This window comes from Mitsuaria sp. GD03876 (genome assembly GCF_029840635.1).
Taxonomy (GTDB): Bacteria; Pseudomonadota; Gammaproteobacteria; order Burkholderiales; family Burkholderiaceae_C; genus Roseateles.
In genome coordinates this window covers 1-15,728 of record NZ_JAOCCU010000030.1, presented here as the reverse complement: position 1 = coordinate 15,728, position 15,728 = coordinate 1, and the positions used below count along the sequence as shown (strand labels likewise).

Below are 15,728 nucleotides of genomic sequence, written 5' to 3'. Positions count from 1 at the left end.
CGGTCGCGCTGGCGGCCGCGATGGCCGTGTTCATCGGGCTTTCGGCCATCGGCCCGGTCGCACCGGACGCGAGGGCGGTGTCGATGGACGCGGCGAATGCGGGGAATGCGTCGAGTGCGGGGAATGCAACGAGCGAGGCGAGCTCCGCGCGGCAGGCGCCGATCCGCCTCGCGCTGATCGAGGGTCTCTCCGGCCCCTTGGGCAACGGCGGCGAAGCGGTCTTCCGAAACCTGGTCTGGGCGACCGAGCGAGTGAACGCCCGCGGCGGCGTGAAGCTGCCTGGCGGCGCGCGCCCGCTCGAGCTGGTGCGCTTCGACAGCAAGGGTTCGGTCGAGGAATCGCTGGCGATGCTGCGCGCCGCGACCGACCAGTCCATTCCCTTCGTCCTGCAGGGCAACAGCTCGGCGGTGGCGGGCGCGCTGATCGCGGCGCTCGACCGGCACAACGCCCGCGAGCCGGCGCGTCGCGCGCTGTTCCTGAACTACGCCGCCGTCGACCCGGTGCTGACCGGCGCGCAGTGCAGCTTCTGGCACTTCCGCTTCGACGCCAACACCGACATGCGGCTGGCGGCGCTGGTCGAGGTGGTCGCGCAGGACCGGGCGCTCAAGCGGGTCTACCTGATCGGCCAGGACTACAGCTTCGGCCAGCATTTCCGCCAGGAGGCGAGGGCGATGCTGGCCCGGCGCCGGCCGGACCTGGAGATCGTTGGCGACGAGCTGCATCCGCTCGGCCGCGTGAAGGACTTCCTGCCCTACGCGACCAAGATCCGCGCCAGCGGCGCGCAGGCGGTGCTGACCGGCAACTGGGGCAACGACCTGACGCTGCTGATCAAGGCGGCCCGGGACATCGGGCTCGACGCGCGCTTCTTCACGTTCTACGGCAATGCGCTGGGCGTGCCGGGCGTGCTCGGCGAGGCGGGCGTCGACCGCGTGCTCGCCGTCGCCGAATGGCATCCGAATGCGGGCACCGCCGATTCGGAGCGCTTCTATGCCGCGTTCCGCCAGCGCTTCCCGAAACCGGAACACGACTACCTGCATGCCCGCATGCAGCTGATGGTGGAGATGCTGGTCGCGGCCATCGAGAAGGCGGGCGGCACCGATCCGAAGGCCGTCGCGCGGGCGCTGGAGGGGCTCCGCCTCGATGCCCGCCCCTTGGGCGTCGCCCACCAGGGATGGATGCGGGCGTCGGACCACCAGCTCCAGCAGCCGCTGGTCGTGAGCGTGATGCGCCGCGCCGGCGAAGCCGGCACGGCGCACGACAACGAGGGCTCCGGCTACGGCTTCCGCACGCTGCGCGACCTCGACGCGGCCCAGGCCGAACAGCCGTCCACCTGCCGGATGAGCCGCCCCGGCTGAGGGTCGTGTATACTCCCGCAGTTCTTTCGGCCGCTCCCAGGAGGGGGTGAAAGATCAACCAGCACGGCACGGGTCGGTTTCACCTGTGACCGCAAGTCCAACCTCGGAAACCGTCTGCGCACTCGACGCCTGTTCAGGCCATGCCGGCGGACCTTCCGAATCACTCCGGAACAAGGAACGCAACATGTCCAGCTTCGACCAGAACAAGGCCGAGATCGTCAAGGCCAACGCCCGCAGCGCCAACGACACCGGCTCCCCTGAAGTGCAAGTCGCCCTGCTGACCGCGCGCATCAACGAACTGACCCCCCACTTCAAGCAGCACCTGAAGGACCACCACGGCCGTCGCGGCCTGCTGAAGATGGTCAACCAGCGCAAGAGCCTGCTGGCCTACCTGAAGAACAAGGACGCGGACCGCTACACCGCCCTGATCCAGAAGCTGGGTCTGCGCAAGTAATTCGCGCGTGAATGCAAAGAGCCTGATTGGTCCGATCCCAACAGGCTCTTTGTCGTTTCTGCACGCCGTGGGCCGGGTTGTTCCGGCCGGCGGCTCGACCGGTCCCCGGACCGGTCGGACAACGGAGTCGAGCTGACGTGGCGACGATGTGTCATTCCAAAGCGCTTGCCGGCCAAGGCCGACGCGGCAGCCGCTCTGGAATGGCATCCCGCCAAACCCAGCTTCACTCCCGGTTTTGCGCCGCACCGCAAGCGGCCGCGATCGTGAACTGAGGAGAACTCGAATGAGCATGTTCAACAAGGTCGTCAAGACGTTCCAGTGGGGCCAGCATCAGGTCGTGATGGAGACCGGCGAGATCGCCCGTCAATCCTCCGGCGCCGTCCTGGTCAACATCGAGGACACCGTCGTCCTCGCCACCGTCGTCGCCAAGTCCTCGCCCAAGGCCGGCCAGGACTTCTTCCCGCTGACCGTCGACTACATCGAGAAGACCTACGCCGCCGGCAAGATCCCCGGCAGCTTCTTCAAGCGTGAAGGCCGCCCGAGCGAGCTCGAGACGCTGACCTCGCGCCTGATCGACCGCCCGATCCGCCCGCTGTTCCCGGAAGGCTTCTTCAACGAAGTCCAGGTCGTCGTGCACACGGTGTCGCTGAACCCTGAAGTCCAGGCCGACATCGCCGCCCTGATCGCCACCAGCGCCGCGCTGGCCATCTCCGGCATCCCGTTCAACGGCCCGATCGGCGCCGCCCGCGTGGGCTACGTCAACGGCGAGTACGTGCTGAACCCGGGCAAGACCCAGCTGATCGACTCGAAGCTGGACCTGGTCGTCGCCGGCACCGAAGCCGCCGTGCTGATGGTCGAGTCCGAGGCCGACCAGCTCAGCGAAGACGTCATGCTGGGCGCCGTCACCTACGGCCACGAGCAGGGCAAGGTCGCGATCGCCGCGATCAACGAACTGGTCCGCGAAGCCGGCAAGCCGTCCTGGAACTGGGTCGCCCCGGCCAAGGATGAAGCCTTCATCGCCAAGGTCAACGCCCTGGCCGAGGAAGAGCTGCGCGCCGCCTACCAGATCCGTTCGAAGCAGGCCCGCACCGAGGCCTGTCGCACCGCCTACGCCAAGGTCAAGGACGCCCTGACCGCCGAAGGCACCGCCTTCGACGGCGTGGAAGTCGACGGCCTGCTGTTCGAGATCGAAGCCCGCATCGTGCGCGGCCAGATCCTGGCCGGCGAGCCCCGCATCGACGGCCGCGACACCCGCACCGTGCGCGCCATCGAGATCCGCAACAGCGTGCTGCCGCGCGCCCACGGCTCGGCGCTGTTCACCCGCGGCGAGACGCAGGCGCTGGTCGCCGCGACGCTGGGCACCGACCGCGACGCGCAAGTCATCGACGCGCTGGCCGGCGAGTACTCCGAGCGCTTCATGCTGCACTACAACATGCCCCCGTTCGCCACCGGCGAAACCGGTCGCGTGGGCAGCCCCAAGCGCCGCGAGATCGGCCACGGCCGCCTGGCCAAGCGCGCGCTGGTCGCGGTGCTGCCGACCAAGGAAGACTTCCCGTACTCGATCCGCGTGGTCTCGGAGATCACCGAGTCCAACGGCTCGTCGTCGATGGCTTCGGTCTGCGGCGGCTGCCTGTCGCTGCTGGACGCCGGCGTGCCGCTGAAGGCGCACGTCGCCGGCATCGCCATGGGCCTGATCAAGGACGCCAACCGCTTCGCCGTGCTGACCGACATCCTGGGCGATGAGGATCACCTGGGCGACATGGACTTCAAGGTGGCCGGCACGACGACGGGCATCACCGCGCTGCAGATGGACATCAAGATCCAGGGCATCACCAAGGAGATCATGCAGGTCGCCCTGGCGCAGGCCAAGGAAGCGCGCCTGCACATCCTGGAGAAGATGGTCGACGCGATGGGTTCGGCCAACGCCGAGATCTCGCAGTTCGCGCCCCGCCTGTACACGATGAAGATCAATCCGGAGAAGATCCGCGACGTGATCGGCAAGGGCGGCGCGACCATCCGCGCGCTGACCGAGGAAACCGGCACGCAGATCGACATCGCCGAGGACGGCACGATCACGATCGCCTCGACCGACGGCGACAAGGCCGAGCTGGCCAAGAAGCGCATCGAGCAGATCACCGCGGAAGCCGAGATCGGCAAGGTCTACGAAGGCCCGGTCACCAAGATCCTGGACTTCGGCGCGCTGATCAACATCCTGCCGGGCAAGGACGGCCTGCTGCACATCAGCCAGATCGCCCACCAGCGCGTGGAGAAGGTCACCGACTTCCTGAGCGAAGGCCAGATCGTCAAGGTCAAGGTCCTCGAGACGGACGAGAAGGGCCGCATCAAGCTGTCGATGAAGGCGCTGCTGGACCGCGACGCCCCGGCGCCGCACCACGGCCACGGCGAAGGCTCGGCCGAGTAATCGGCCCGCGCGACCGCTTGCCACGACGCTTGCCATGAAGGCGATCGCCATCACCCAGCCCGGCGGACCGGAGGTCCTGCGGCTGATCGAGCGCCCCGATCCCGTCGCCGGGGTGGGGGAGTGCCTGGTCCGCGTGCAGGCCTACGGCATCAACCGGCCGGACGTCCTGCAACGCAAGGGCGCCTATCCGGCGCCGGCCGGTGCCAGCGACCTCCCGGGGCTGGAGATCGCCGGCACGATCGAGGCGGGCGACGCGCAGGCGTTGGCCGCCGCCGGCCTGAAGGTCGGCGACGCGGTCTGCGCGCTGGTCGCGGGCGGCGGTTACGCCGAACTCTGCACGGCGCCGGTGGCCCAGTGCCTGCCGGTGCCCAAGGGCTGGTCGATGGCCGAGGCCGCGAGCCTGCCGGAGACCTTCTTCACCGTCTGGAGCAACGTCTTCGAGCGTGCCCGCCTGCAGCCTGGCGAAAGCCTGCTGGTGCACGGCGGCAGCAGCGGCATCGGCGTGACGGCGATCCAGCTGGCGAAGGCCCTGGGCTCGACGGTGCTGGTCACCGTCGGCAACGCGGACAAGGCCAAGGCCTGCCTCGCGCTGGGCGCCGACCTGGCGATCAACTATCGCGAGCAGGACTTCGTCGAGGCCGTGAAGGCGGCGACGCAAGGACGCGGGGTCGACGTGATCCTGGACATGGTGGCGGGCGACTACGTCGCGCGCAACGTGCAGTGCCTGGCCGACGACGGCCGCGCCGTGATCATCGCGGTGCAGGGCGGCGTGAAGGCCGAGTTCGACGCGGGCCAGGTCTTGCGCCGCCGGCTGACGATCACCGGCTCCACGCTGCGTCCGCGCCCGGTCGCGTTCAAGGCCGGCATCGCCCGCGCGCTGCGCGAGCGCGTGTGGCCGCTGCTCGAGTCCCGCGCGATCGCGCCGGTGATCTACAAGCAGCTGCCCGCGACGGACGCCGCCGCGGCGCATGCGCTGATGGAATCGGGCGAGCACGTCGGCAAGATCGTGCTGGCGTGGTGAGCCTCGCGGCTCGCTCGCGGGAATTTCGGATTCAAGGGAGTTGATCTGATGCGCAAGAAACTGGTGGTCGGCAACTGGAAGATGCATGGCACCCGTGCATCCAACGCCGTGCTGCTGGCGGGCCTGAAGGAAGCGGGTCCGTGGAATGCCCAGGTGGCGGTGTGCGTGCCGTTCCCGTACATCGCGGAGACGGCGCTCGCGCTGACCGGCACGCAGGTGGCGTTCGGCTCGCAGGATTGTTCGGCGCACGAGCAGGGCGCCTACACCGGCGAGGTGTCGTCGGCGATGCTGGCGGACATCGGCTGCCGCTTCGCGATCGTCGGCCATTCGGAGCGCCGCGCGTACCACGCGGAAGGCGACCAGCTGGTCGCCGACAAGGCCAAGGCGGCGCTGGCGCATGGCGTCACGCCGATCGTCTGCGTCGGCGAGACGCTGGCCGAACGCGAGGCCGGCCGCACCGAGGAAGTCGTCAAGCGCCAGCTCGCGGCGGTCGTCCACATGCTGACGCACTGCATCGGCGAGATCGTGGTGGCCTACGAGCCGGTGTGGGCGATCGGCACCGGCCTGACCGCGACGCCGGAGCAGGCGCAGCACGTGCACGCGCTGCTGCGCCAGCAGCTGCGCGCGGCCACGCAGAAGGCCGACCAGATGCAGATCCTGTACGGCGGCAGCGTCAAGCCCGACAACGCCGCCCAACTGTTTGCGCAGCCGGACATCGACGGCGGCCTCATCGGAGGCGCCGCGCTGAAGGCGGCCGATTTCGCGGCGATCTGCCGCGCCGCCGGCTGAAGCCCGGCGTTCAAGGTTCCTGGAGAAAGAAGCAATGCAAGTGATGATGAACCTGGTGCTGGTGCTGCAGCTGATCGCGGCGCTGGCGATGATCGGCCTGGTGCTGGTCCAGCACGGCAAGGGCGCCGACATGGGCGCCTCGTTCGGCAGCGGGGCCTCGGGCTCGCTGTTCGGCGCGACCGGCAGTGCCAACTTCCTGTCGCGCTCGACCGCGGTCGCGGCGACGATCTTCTTCGTGGCGACGCTGGCGCTGGCCTACATGGGCAGCCACCGCGACGGCAGCGGCTTCAACACGGGTCCGTCGGCCGGCGAGCAGCTGCTGGAGCGCGCCGCCACGCCGGCGTCGCCGGCCTCGGCCGCGGCGCTGCCGGGCGCGTCGATCGCTCCCCAGGCCGCGCCTTCGGCGGCGGCCTCCGGCGCCTCGAACTGACAGCGATGGGCGGCCAGCGTAAGCTCCTCGACAAAATTGCTTCGGTTTCCCTTTCGGGTTCAGAAAGCGGTATAGAATTCGAGGCTGTCTGAAACGCGAGCCGTCAAGACAAAGTCACTGAAAGGTGACACCCAGCCGACGTGGTGAAATTGGTAGACACGCTATCTTGAGGGGGTAGTGGCGAAAGCTGTGCGAGTTCGAGTCTCGCCGTCGGCACCAGAATAAATCGGCCTGCCATGGTCTTCGCGATCTAGCCGGAAAGCCGGATCGAAGGTGATCAAGCAGGTCGAGGGACTCCGGAAATCTCCATGCCACATGCGTGTGCGATTCTCCGGAGGACAAGGCGGGCGCGGTCCGTGAGCGATTGGATAATCGCTGGCGGCGCGCCCGTTGCTTTTGCCGAATCGATTGGTCGGCCCATGGCCCGCCAATCATCGGTGACACGTCGGGAATTGGTTTTGCCGCGCTCTGTCGGCATATTCGAGTCCCGGCATCAAAACGAGAGCAAGTCGTGAGCCTGGAACAATACCTGCCCGTCATCCTTTTCATCCTGGTCGGTTGCGGAGTGGGTATCGCCCCGCAAGTGCTGGGCTTCCTGGCCGGCCCGCGTCGCCCTGACGCGGCGAAGAACAGCCCCTACGAGTGCGGCTTCGAGGCCTTCGAGGACGCGCGCATGAAGTTCGACGTGCGCTACTACCTCGTGGCCATCCTCTTCATCCTCTTCGATCTGGAAATCGCCTTCCTCTTCCCCTGGGCGGTCTCGCTGCGCGAGATCGGCGCCGAGGGCTTCTGGGCGATGATGATCTTCCTCGGCATCCTGGTCGTGGGCTTCGCCTACGAGTGGAAGAAGGGCGCGCTCGACTGGGAGTGACCATGCGGTGACGGCGTCCCGGCGGCAGGCCGGACCCGTGAATGCTTCAGGACACGGCGCCCGTTTCGGGCGCGTGTCCGTTAGGGAAGACCCAGTCGTCAAGGCGGCGTCAAGAGATGTCCGCGGCTTCGAAGGCCTTCCCAGCTGATCTCGAAAGATTGGAAATTCGATATGGGTAACGAAGGCGTTTTGAAGGAAGGCTTCATGACCACCCAGCTGGACAAGCTGGTGAACTGGTCCAAGACCGGCTCGTTGTGGCCGATGACCTTCGGTCTCGCCTGCTGCGCGGTCGAGATGATGCACGCGGGCGCCGCCCGCTACGACATCGACCGCTTCGGCATGCTGTTCCGTCCGAGCCCCCGCCAGTCCGACCTGATGATCGTGGCCGGCACGCTGTGCAACAAGATGGCGCCGGCGCTGCGCAAGGTCTACGACCAGATGGCCGAGCCGCGCTGGGTGCTCTCCATGGGCAGCTGCGCCAACGGCGGCGGCTACTACCACTACAGCTATTCGGTGGTGCGCGGCTGTGACCGCATCGTCCCGGTCGACGTCTATGTCCCGGGCTGTCCGCCGACCGCCGAGGCGCTGCTCTACGGCATCCTGCAGCTGCAGGCCAAGATCCGTCGCGAGAACACCATCGCTCGCTGAGCAGAAGCAGGCTGACTCCCATGACCATGAAACTCGACACCCTGCAGGCGGCGCTGCACAGCGTGCTGGGCGACCAGATCGTCGCGCTCAAGCGCGCGCTGGGCGAAATCACCATCACCGTCGCGGCCAAGGACTACTTCAACGTCGCCAAGCTGCTGCGCGATCACTCGGAGCTGCGCTTCGAGCAGCTGATCGACCTGTGCGGCGTGGACTACTCGACCTACAAGGACGGCGCCCATGAAGGCGCGCGCTTCGCGGTCGTGTCGCACCTGCTGTCGATCAACAAGAACTGGCGCCTGCGCGTCAAGGTCTTCGCGCCCGACGACGACTTCCCGTCGGTCGCCGCGGTGACCCCGATCTGGAACGCCGCCAACTGGTTCGAGCGCGAGGCGTTCGACATGTACGGGATCATCTTCGAAGGCCACGAGGACCTGCGCCGCATCCTCACGGACTACGGCTTCATCGGCCACCCGATGCGCAAGGACTTCCCGGTGACGGGCCACGTCGAGATGCGCTACGACCCCGAGCAGAAGCGGGTGGTCTACCAGCCGGTGACCATCGAGCCGCGCGAGATCACCCCGCGCGTGATCCGCGAAGACAACTACGGGGGCCTGTGAGCATGCCAGCCGAAATCAAGAACTACACCCTGAACTTCGGCCCGCAGCATCCGGCCGCGCACGGCGTGCTGCGCCTGGTGCTGGAGCTGGACGGCGAAGTCATCCAGCGCGCCGACCCGCACATCGGCCTGCTGCACCGCGCCACCGAGAAGCTGGCCGAGACCAAGACCTTCATCCAGTCGCTGCCCTACATGGACCGCCTCGACTACGTGTCGATGATGTCCAACGAGCACGCGTACTGCCTGGCCATCGAGAAGATGCTCGGCCTGGAAGTGCCGGAGCGCGCGCAGTACATCCGCGTGATGTTCGGCGAGCTGACCCGCATCCTGAACCACCTGCTGTGGTTGGGCGCGCACGGCATCGACTGCGGCGCGATGAACATCCTCATCTACTGCTTCCGCGAGCGCGAGGACATCTTTGACATGTACGAGGCGGTCTCGGGCGCGCGCATGCACGCGGCCTACTTTCGTCCGGGCGGCGTCTACCGCGACCTGCCCGACGCGATGCCGCAGTACAAGGTCAGCAAGATCAAGAACCAGAAGGCGATCGACAAGCTCAACGAGAACCGCCAGGGCTCGCTGCTCGATTTCATCGAGGACTTCTGCAACCGCTTCCCGGCCAACGTCGACGACTACGAGACGCTGCTGACCGACAACCGCATCTGGAAACAGCGCACCGTGGGCATCGGCGTCGTCACGCCGGAGCGCGCGCTGAACCTGGGCCTGACCGGCCCGATGCTGCGCGGCTCGGGCATCGCCTGGGACACCCGCAAGACCCAGCCGTACGACGTGTACGGCCGCATGGACTTCGACATCCCGGTCGGCACCAACGGCGACACCTACGACCGCTACTGCGTGCGCGTCGAGGAGATGCGCCAGTCCAACCGCATCGTCCAGCAGTGCGTGAAGTGGCTCAAGGCCAACCCCGGCCCGGTCATCACCGACAACCACAAGGTGGCGCCGCCCAGCCGCGTGGCGATGAAGACCAGCATGGAAGAGCTGATCCACCACTTCAAGCTGTTCACCGAAGGCTTCCGCGTCCCCGAGGGCGAGGCCTACGCCTCGGTCGAGCATCCGAAGGGCGAGTTCGGCATCTACATCGTCAGCGACGGCGCCAACAAGCCGTACCGGCTGAAGATCCGCGCGCCGGGTTATTCGCACCTGGCCGCGCTGGACGAGATGGCCCGCGGGCACATGATCGCCGACGCGGTGGCCGTGATCGGCACGATGGACATCGTGTTCGGTGAAATTGACCGTTGAGTGGTGAAGCGATGAGCAGCACTGAATTCATCCTGAGCGAGGCCACCGCGGCCCGCTTCGCCCGCGAAGTCGCCAAGTACCCGGCGGAGCAGGCGCAATCGGCCGTGATGGCCTGTCTGTCGATCGTCCAGCAGGAGCAGGGCTTCGTGTCCCGCCAGGCCGAGGACGCGATCGCGGACTACCTCGGCATGCCGGCGATCGCCGTCTACGAGGTCACGACCTTCTACAACATGTACAACCAGCGCAAGCTGGGGGCGTTCAAGCTCAACGTCTGCACCAACCTGCCGTGCCAGCTGCGCGACGGCCAGAAGGCGCTGGACCACCTGTGCGCGAAGCTGGGCGTCGAGGCCGGCGGCACGACCGCCGACGGCGTCTTCACCGTGCAGCAGAGCGAGTGCCTGGGCGCCTGCGCCGACTCGCCGGTGATGCTGGTCAACGACCGCCAGATGCTGAGCTTCATGAGCGCCGAGCGGCTGGACGAGCTGGTGGACGCGCTCAGAGCGCACCACGCGGCCAACAAGAACTGAGGGACCTGGACGATGACGAACATCGATCTCTCGAAGTGGCAGGCCACCGGCAAGGAAACCTGCTTCCACGACCGCAACATCACCCCGCAGATCTACGCGGGCCTCGATGGCAAGAACTGGTCGCTGAAGGACTATGAAGCGCGCGGCGGCTACCAGGCCCTGCGCAAGATCCTCGCCCAGGGCGAGGGCCAGGGCATGACCTCCGACCAGGTCATCGCCGAGGTGAAGGCCTCCGGCCTGCGCGGCCGCGGCGGCGCCGGTTTCCCGACCGGCCTGAAGTGGAGCTTCATGCCCCGCCAATTCCCGGGCGCGAAGTACCTCGTCTGCAACAGCGACGAAGGCGAGCCGGGCACCTGCAAGGACCGCGACATCCTGATGTTCAACCCGCACATCGTCATCGAAGGCATGGCGATCGCGGCGTTCGCGATGGGCATCAAGGTCGGCTACAACTACATCCACGGCGAGATCTTCGAGGTCTACGAGCGCTTCGAGGCGGCCCTGGAAGAGGCCCGCGCCGCGGGCCTGCTGGGCGACAACATCCTGGGCAGCAACTTCAGCTTCCAGCTGCACGCGCACCACGGCTTCGGCGCCTACATCTGCGGCGAGGAAACCGCGCTGCTGGAATCGCTGGAAGGCAAGAAGGGCCAGCCGCGCTTCAAGCCGCCGTTCCCGGCCTCGTTCGGCCTGTACGGCAAGCCCACGACGATCAACAACACCGAGACCTTCGCCGCGGTGCCCTGGATCATCCGCAACGGCGGCCAGGCCTACCTCGAGGTCGGCAAGCCCAACAACGGCGGCACGAAGATCTTCTCGATCTCCGGCGACGTCGAGCGCCCGGGCAACTACGAGATCCCGCTGGGCACCTCGTTCGAGAAGCTGCTCGAGCTCGCCGGCGGCATGCGCGGCGGCCGCAAGCTCAAGGCGGTGATCCCGGGCGGCTCGTCCGCGCCGGTGCTGCCGGCCGACATCATGATGCAGTGCACGATGGACTATGACTCCATCGCCAAGGCCGGCTCGATGCTGGGCTCGGGCGCCGTCATCGTGATGGACGAGACCCGCTGCATGGTGACCAGCCTGCTGCGCCTGTCCTACTTCTACGCGCACGAGTCCTGCGGCCAGTGCACCCCCTGCCGCGAGGGCACGGGCTGGATGCACCGCGTGATCGAGCGCATCGCCCACGGCAAGGGCCGCGTCGAGGACATCGAGCTGCTGAACTCCGTGGCCGACAACATCCAGGGCCGCACCATCTGCGCGCTGGGCGACGCCGCGGCGATGCCGGTGCGCGCGATGCTCAAGCACTTCAAGGCCGAGTTCATCGCGATGATCGAGCAGGCCCAGCAGAACAAGGCGCACGCCGCGTCGTCCCCGTCCGCCACGGCGAAGTCGCCGGCGCACGCCTGATCCGGAGCCGCTGAGAAGAACTATGGTTGAAATCGAACTCGACGGCCAGAAGGTCGAAGTGCCCGAGGGCAGCATGGTCATGCATGCCGCCGAGAAGGCCGGGACCTACATCCCGCACTTCTGCTACCACAAGAAGCTGAGCATCGCGGCCAACTGCCGCATGTGCCTGGTCGACGTGGAGAAGGCGCCCAAGCCGCTGCCCGCCTGCGCGACGCCGGTGACGCAGGGCATGATCGTCCGCACCAAGAGCGAGAAAGCCATCAAGGCCCAGCAGGGCGTGATGGAGTTCCTGCTGATCAATCACCCGCTGGACTGCCCGATCTGCGACCAGGGCGGCGAGTGCCAGCTGCAGGATCTGGCCGTCGGCTACGGCGCCGGCGCCTCGCGCTACACCGAAGAGAAGCGCGTCGTGTTCCACAAGAACGTCGGCCCGCTGATCTCGATGGAAGAGATGAGCCGTTGCATCCACTGCACGCGCTGCGTCCGTTTCGGCCAGGAGATCTCCGGCGTGATGGAACTCGGCATGGCGCACCGCGGCGAGCACAGCGAGATCCAGACCTTCGTCGGCCGCACGGTGGACTCGGAGCTGTCGGGCAACATGATCGACATCTGCCCGGTCGGCGCGCTGACCAGCAAGCCCTTCCGCTACAGCGCCCGCACCTGGGAACTGTCGCGTCGCAAGAGCGTCAGCCCGCACGATTCGACCGGCGCCAACCTGATCGTCCAGGTCAAGAACAACGAAGTGCTGCGCGTCGTCCCGCTGGAGAACGAGGCCGTCAACGAGTGCTGGATCGCCGACCGCGACCGCTTCTCGTATGAAGCCCTCAACGGCGACGAACGCCTGACCACGCCGATGCTCAAGCAGGGCGGCGAGTGGAAGCCGGTCGACTGGACCACGGCGCTCGAGTACGTGGCCAACGGCCTCAAGCAGATCAAGACGGAGAAGGGCGGCGCGTCCATCGCCGCGCTGGGCTCGGAGCACAGCACCGTCGAGGAACTGCACCTGCTGGCGCAACTGGTGCGCGGCCTGGGCAGCGAGAACATCGACACGCGGCTGCGCGTGAGCGACGCCGCACTGCGCGCCGCCGACGGCAAGGCCCTGTGGCTGGGCACGTCGATCGCGTCGCTGTCGACGCTGGACCGCGCGTTCGTCGTCGGTTCGTCGCTGCGCAAGGACCACCCGCTGTTCGCGCAACGCCTGCGCCAGGCCGCCCGCCGCGGCGCGCGGGTCGTGGCGCTGAACGGCTCGGTCGAGGACTGGAAGCTGCCGGTCGCCGCGACGATCGCCGCCGCGCCGTCGGCCTGGGCCGCTGAACTGGCCAACGTCGCCGCCGCCATCGGCGCCGCCAAGGGCGTCGGCGCCCCGGCGCAAGGCCAGGCGACGGACGCCGCCAAGGCGATCGCCGACGCGCTGCTGTCGGGAGAGCACAAGGCCGTGCTGCTCGGCAATGCCGCGATCCAGCATCCGCAGGCCGCGACGCTGCTGTCGCTGGCCACCTGGATCGGCGAGCAGACCGGCGCCAGCGTCGGCGTGCTGTCCGCCGCGGCGAACACCGTCGGCGCCCAGCTGGTCAAGGCCCAGCCGGGGCAGGGCGGCCGCTCCGCCGCCCAGCTGCTCAACGACCAGCCCGCCAAGGCGCTGCTGCTGCTGAACGTCGACCCGGTGCTGGACGGCGCGAACGCCGCCGCCGCCGCCAAGGCCGTCAACGCGGCCGAGATGGTCGTCGTGATGAGCCCGTTCAAGACCGGCCCGGTCGTCGAGTTCGCCGACGTGCTGCTGCCCGTCGCCCCGTTCACCGAAACCTCGGGCAGCTTCGTCAACGCCGAGGGCCGCCTGCAGAGCTTCGTCGGCGTGGCCAAGGCCCGCGGCGAGACCCGTCCGGGCTGGAAGGTGCTGCGCGTACTGGGCAACCTGCTCGGCCTGCCGGGCTTCGAGTTCGACAGCTCCGAGCAGGTCCGCGCCGCGGCGCTGGGCTCGACGCTGGACCTGGGCGAGCGCTTGTCCAACGCGGTGTCGGCGGCCTCCGCCGCCGCCGCGCCGGTGCAGGGCCTGGAGCGCCTGACCGCCGTGCCGATCTACGCGACCGACGCGCTGGTGCGCCGCGCCACCTCGCTGCAGCTGACCCGCGACGGCCGCGATGCCGCCACCGTCTCGCTGTCGCAGGCGCTGTGGACCGAGCTCGGCCTGGCCGAGAAGGGCGCGCAGGTCCGCGTGACGCAGGACGGCGGCGTGGCCGTGCTGGCCGCGCAGCTGGACGCGTCGCTGCCCGCGAACGTGGTGCGCATCCCCGCCGGCATCCCCGAGACCGCCGCGCTGGGCGCGTTCACCGGCTCGATCGCCGTGACCAAGGCCTGAGGACGAGACGACGATGGAAAACTTCTATAACGCCGGCGCCTCGATGCTGGGTGTGGTCTGGCCGGTGATCTGGAGCCTGCTCAAGATCGTCGCCGTGCTGCTGCCGCTGCTGGGCTGCGTCGCCTACCTGACGCTGTGGGAACGCAAGGCCATCGGCTGGTCGCAGATCCGTCCGGGTCCGAACCGCGTCGGCCCGATGGGCCTGCTGACCCCGATCGCCGACGCGGTGAAGCTGATCTTCAAGGAGATCATCGTCCCGAGCGCCGCGAACAAGGGCCTGTTCTTCCTCGGCCCGATCATGACGATCATGCCGGCGCTGGCCGCCTGGGCGGTCGTGCCGTTCGGCCCGGGCGCCGCGATCGCCGACGTCAACGCCGGCCTGCTGTTCCTGATGGCCATCACCTCGCTCGAGGTCTACGGCGTGATCATCGCGGGCTGGGCGTCCAACTCGAAGTACGCCTTCCTGGGCGCGCTGCGCGCCTCGGCGCAGATGGTCTCGTACGAGATCGCGATGGGCTTCTGCCTGGTCGTCGTGCTGATGGTGACCGGCTCGATGAACGTCAGCGCGATCGTGATGAGCCAGGAGCAGGGCTGGTTCGCGTCGCACGGCGTGAACATCCTGTCGTGGAACTGGCTGCCGCTGCTGCCGATCTTCCTGGTGTACTTCATCTCCGGCCTGGCCGAGACGAACCGCCACCCGTTCGACGTCGTCGAAGGCGAATCGGAAATCGTCGCCGGCCACATGATCGAGTACTCGGGCATGTCGTTCGCGATGTTCTTCCTGGCCGAGTACGCCAACATGATCCTGGTGTCGGCGCTGGCGGTGCTGATGTTCCTGGGCGGCTGGTCGGCCCCGATCTCCTGGTCGCTGTTCGGCATGGACACGCCGGCCTGGATCCAGCACTCGATGGCGTTCTGGAACTGGTTCTGGCTGTTCGCCAAGACCTTCTTCGTCGTGACCTGCTTCCTGTGGGTGCGCGCGACCTTCCCGCGCTATCGCTATGACCAGATCATGCGTCTGGGCTGGAAGATCTTCATTCCGGTCACCCTGGTGTGGCTCGTCGTGGTGGGTCTGTGGATCCAGTCGCCGTTCAACATCTGGAAGTAATCCGAGGTATCTGCTGTGATCAAGGACCTAGTCAAGAGCTTCATGCTCACCGAGCTGCTGAAGGGCATGGCCCTGACCGGCCGGCATTTCCTCTCGAAGAACATCACGGTGCAGTTCCCGGAAGAGAAGACCCCGCTGTCTCCTCGCTTCCGCGGCCTGCACGCGCTGCGCCGCTACGAGAACGGTGAAGAGCGCTGCATCGCCTGCAAGCTGTGCGAGGCCGTGTGCCCCGCCATGGCGATCACGATCGAATCCGACGTGCGCGCCGACGGCTCGCGCCGCACGACGCGCTACGACATCGACCTGACCAAGTGCATCTTCTGCGGCTTCTGCGAGGAGAGCTGCCCGGTGGACTCGATCGTCGAGACCGAGATCTTCGAATACCACGGCGAAAAGCGGGGCGACCTGTACTTCACCAAGGACATGCTCCTGGCGGTCGGCGACCGCTACGAGCAGCAGATTGCCGCTAG

15 protein-coding genes and 1 tRNA gene are annotated in these 15,728 nt (G+C 67.6%); all 16 read left to right on the top strand.

Annotated features, from left to right (window positions below):
- Positions 1-20 precede the first annotated feature (20 nt).
- Positions 21-1,355 (top strand): branched-chain amino acid ABC transporter substrate-binding protein, encoded by a 1,335-nt coding sequence (locus N5D62_RS18555; protein WP_279759356.1) that lies wholly within the window; start codon positions 21-23, stop codon positions 1,353-1,355.
- 184 nt (positions 1,356-1,539) lie between these two features.
- A complete protein-coding gene (rpsO, locus tag N5D62_RS18550) occupies positions 1,540-1,809 on the top strand; it encodes a 30S ribosomal protein S15 (protein WP_279759355.1) in 270 nt (89 codons plus the stop codon).
- 283 nt (positions 1,810-2,092) lie between these two features.
- Positions 2,093-4,231: a polyribonucleotide nucleotidyltransferase gene (pnp, locus tag N5D62_RS18545; protein WP_279759354.1), complete on the top strand. Its 2,139-nt coding sequence runs from the start codon at positions 2,093-2,095 to the stop codon at positions 4,229-4,231.
- A 34-nt stretch (positions 4,232-4,265) separates the two neighbouring features.
- A complete protein-coding gene (locus tag N5D62_RS18540; protein ID WP_279759353.1) occupies positions 4,266-5,252 on the top strand; it encodes an NAD(P)H-quinone oxidoreductase in 987 nt (328 codons plus the stop codon).
- A 48-nt stretch (positions 5,253-5,300) separates the two neighbouring features.
- The gene (gene tpiA / locus N5D62_RS18535) at positions 5,301-6,041 is read left to right on the top strand and encodes a triose-phosphate isomerase (RefSeq protein ID WP_279759352.1); all 741 of its coding nucleotides are present in this window, start codon (positions 5,301-5,303) and stop codon (positions 6,039-6,041) included.
- A 34-nt stretch (positions 6,042-6,075) separates the two neighbouring features.
- On the top strand, positions 6,076-6,471 hold the full coding sequence (secG, locus tag N5D62_RS18530; RefSeq protein ID WP_279759351.1) for a preprotein translocase subunit SecG: 396 nt from the start codon (positions 6,076-6,078) through the stop codon (positions 6,469-6,471).
- 134 nt (positions 6,472-6,605) lie between these two features.
- Positions 6,606-6,690 (top strand) — tRNA-Leu (locus tag N5D62_RS18525).
- Positions 6,691-6,982: 292 nt separating this feature from the next.
- On the top strand, positions 6,983-7,342 hold the full coding sequence (locus tag N5D62_RS18520) for an NADH-quinone oxidoreductase subunit A (protein WP_279759350.1): 360 nt from the start codon (positions 6,983-6,985) through the stop codon (positions 7,340-7,342).
- Positions 7,343-7,513: 171 nt separating this feature from the next.
- Positions 7,514-7,990, top strand: a complete 477-nt coding sequence (locus tag N5D62_RS18515) for an NADH-quinone oxidoreductase subunit B (RefSeq protein WP_067067101.1) — start codon at positions 7,514-7,516, stop codon at positions 7,988-7,990.
- A 20-nt stretch (positions 7,991-8,010) separates the two neighbouring features.
- Complete coding sequence (locus N5D62_RS18510) at positions 8,011-8,607, top strand: NADH-quinone oxidoreductase subunit C (RefSeq protein WP_279759349.1); 597 nt, start codon at positions 8,011-8,013, stop codon at positions 8,605-8,607.
- Positions 8,608-8,609: 2 nt separating this feature from the next.
- Positions 8,610-9,866, top strand: a complete 1,257-nt coding sequence (locus N5D62_RS18505) for an NADH-quinone oxidoreductase subunit D (protein WP_279759348.1) — start codon at positions 8,610-8,612, stop codon at positions 9,864-9,866.
- Positions 9,867-9,895: 29 nt separating this feature from the next.
- The gene (locus N5D62_RS18500) at positions 9,896-10,393 is read left to right on the top strand and encodes an NAD(P)H-dependent oxidoreductase subunit E (protein ID WP_279759412.1); all 498 of its coding nucleotides are present in this window, start codon (positions 9,896-9,898) and stop codon (positions 10,391-10,393) included.
- Positions 10,394-10,405: 12 nt separating this feature from the next.
- Positions 10,406-11,794, top strand: a complete 1,389-nt coding sequence (gene nuoF / locus N5D62_RS18495) for an NADH-quinone oxidoreductase subunit NuoF (protein ID WP_279759347.1) — start codon at positions 10,406-10,408, stop codon at positions 11,792-11,794.
- Positions 11,795-11,816: 22 nt separating this feature from the next.
- Positions 11,817-14,150, top strand: coding sequence for an NADH-quinone oxidoreductase subunit NuoG (nuoG, locus tag N5D62_RS18490; protein ID WP_279759346.1), 2,334 nt, complete (start codon positions 11,817-11,819; stop codon positions 14,148-14,150).
- A gap of 13 nt (positions 14,151-14,163) precedes the next feature.
- Positions 14,164-15,258, top strand: a complete 1,095-nt coding sequence (nuoH, locus tag N5D62_RS18485) for an NADH-quinone oxidoreductase subunit NuoH (RefSeq protein WP_279759345.1) — start codon at positions 14,164-14,166, stop codon at positions 15,256-15,258.
- 42 nt (positions 15,259-15,300) lie between these two features.
- Positions 15,301-15,728: NADH-quinone oxidoreductase subunit NuoI (gene nuoI / locus N5D62_RS18480; protein ID WP_279759411.1), on the top strand; the 428-nt coding region annotated here is incomplete at its 3' end.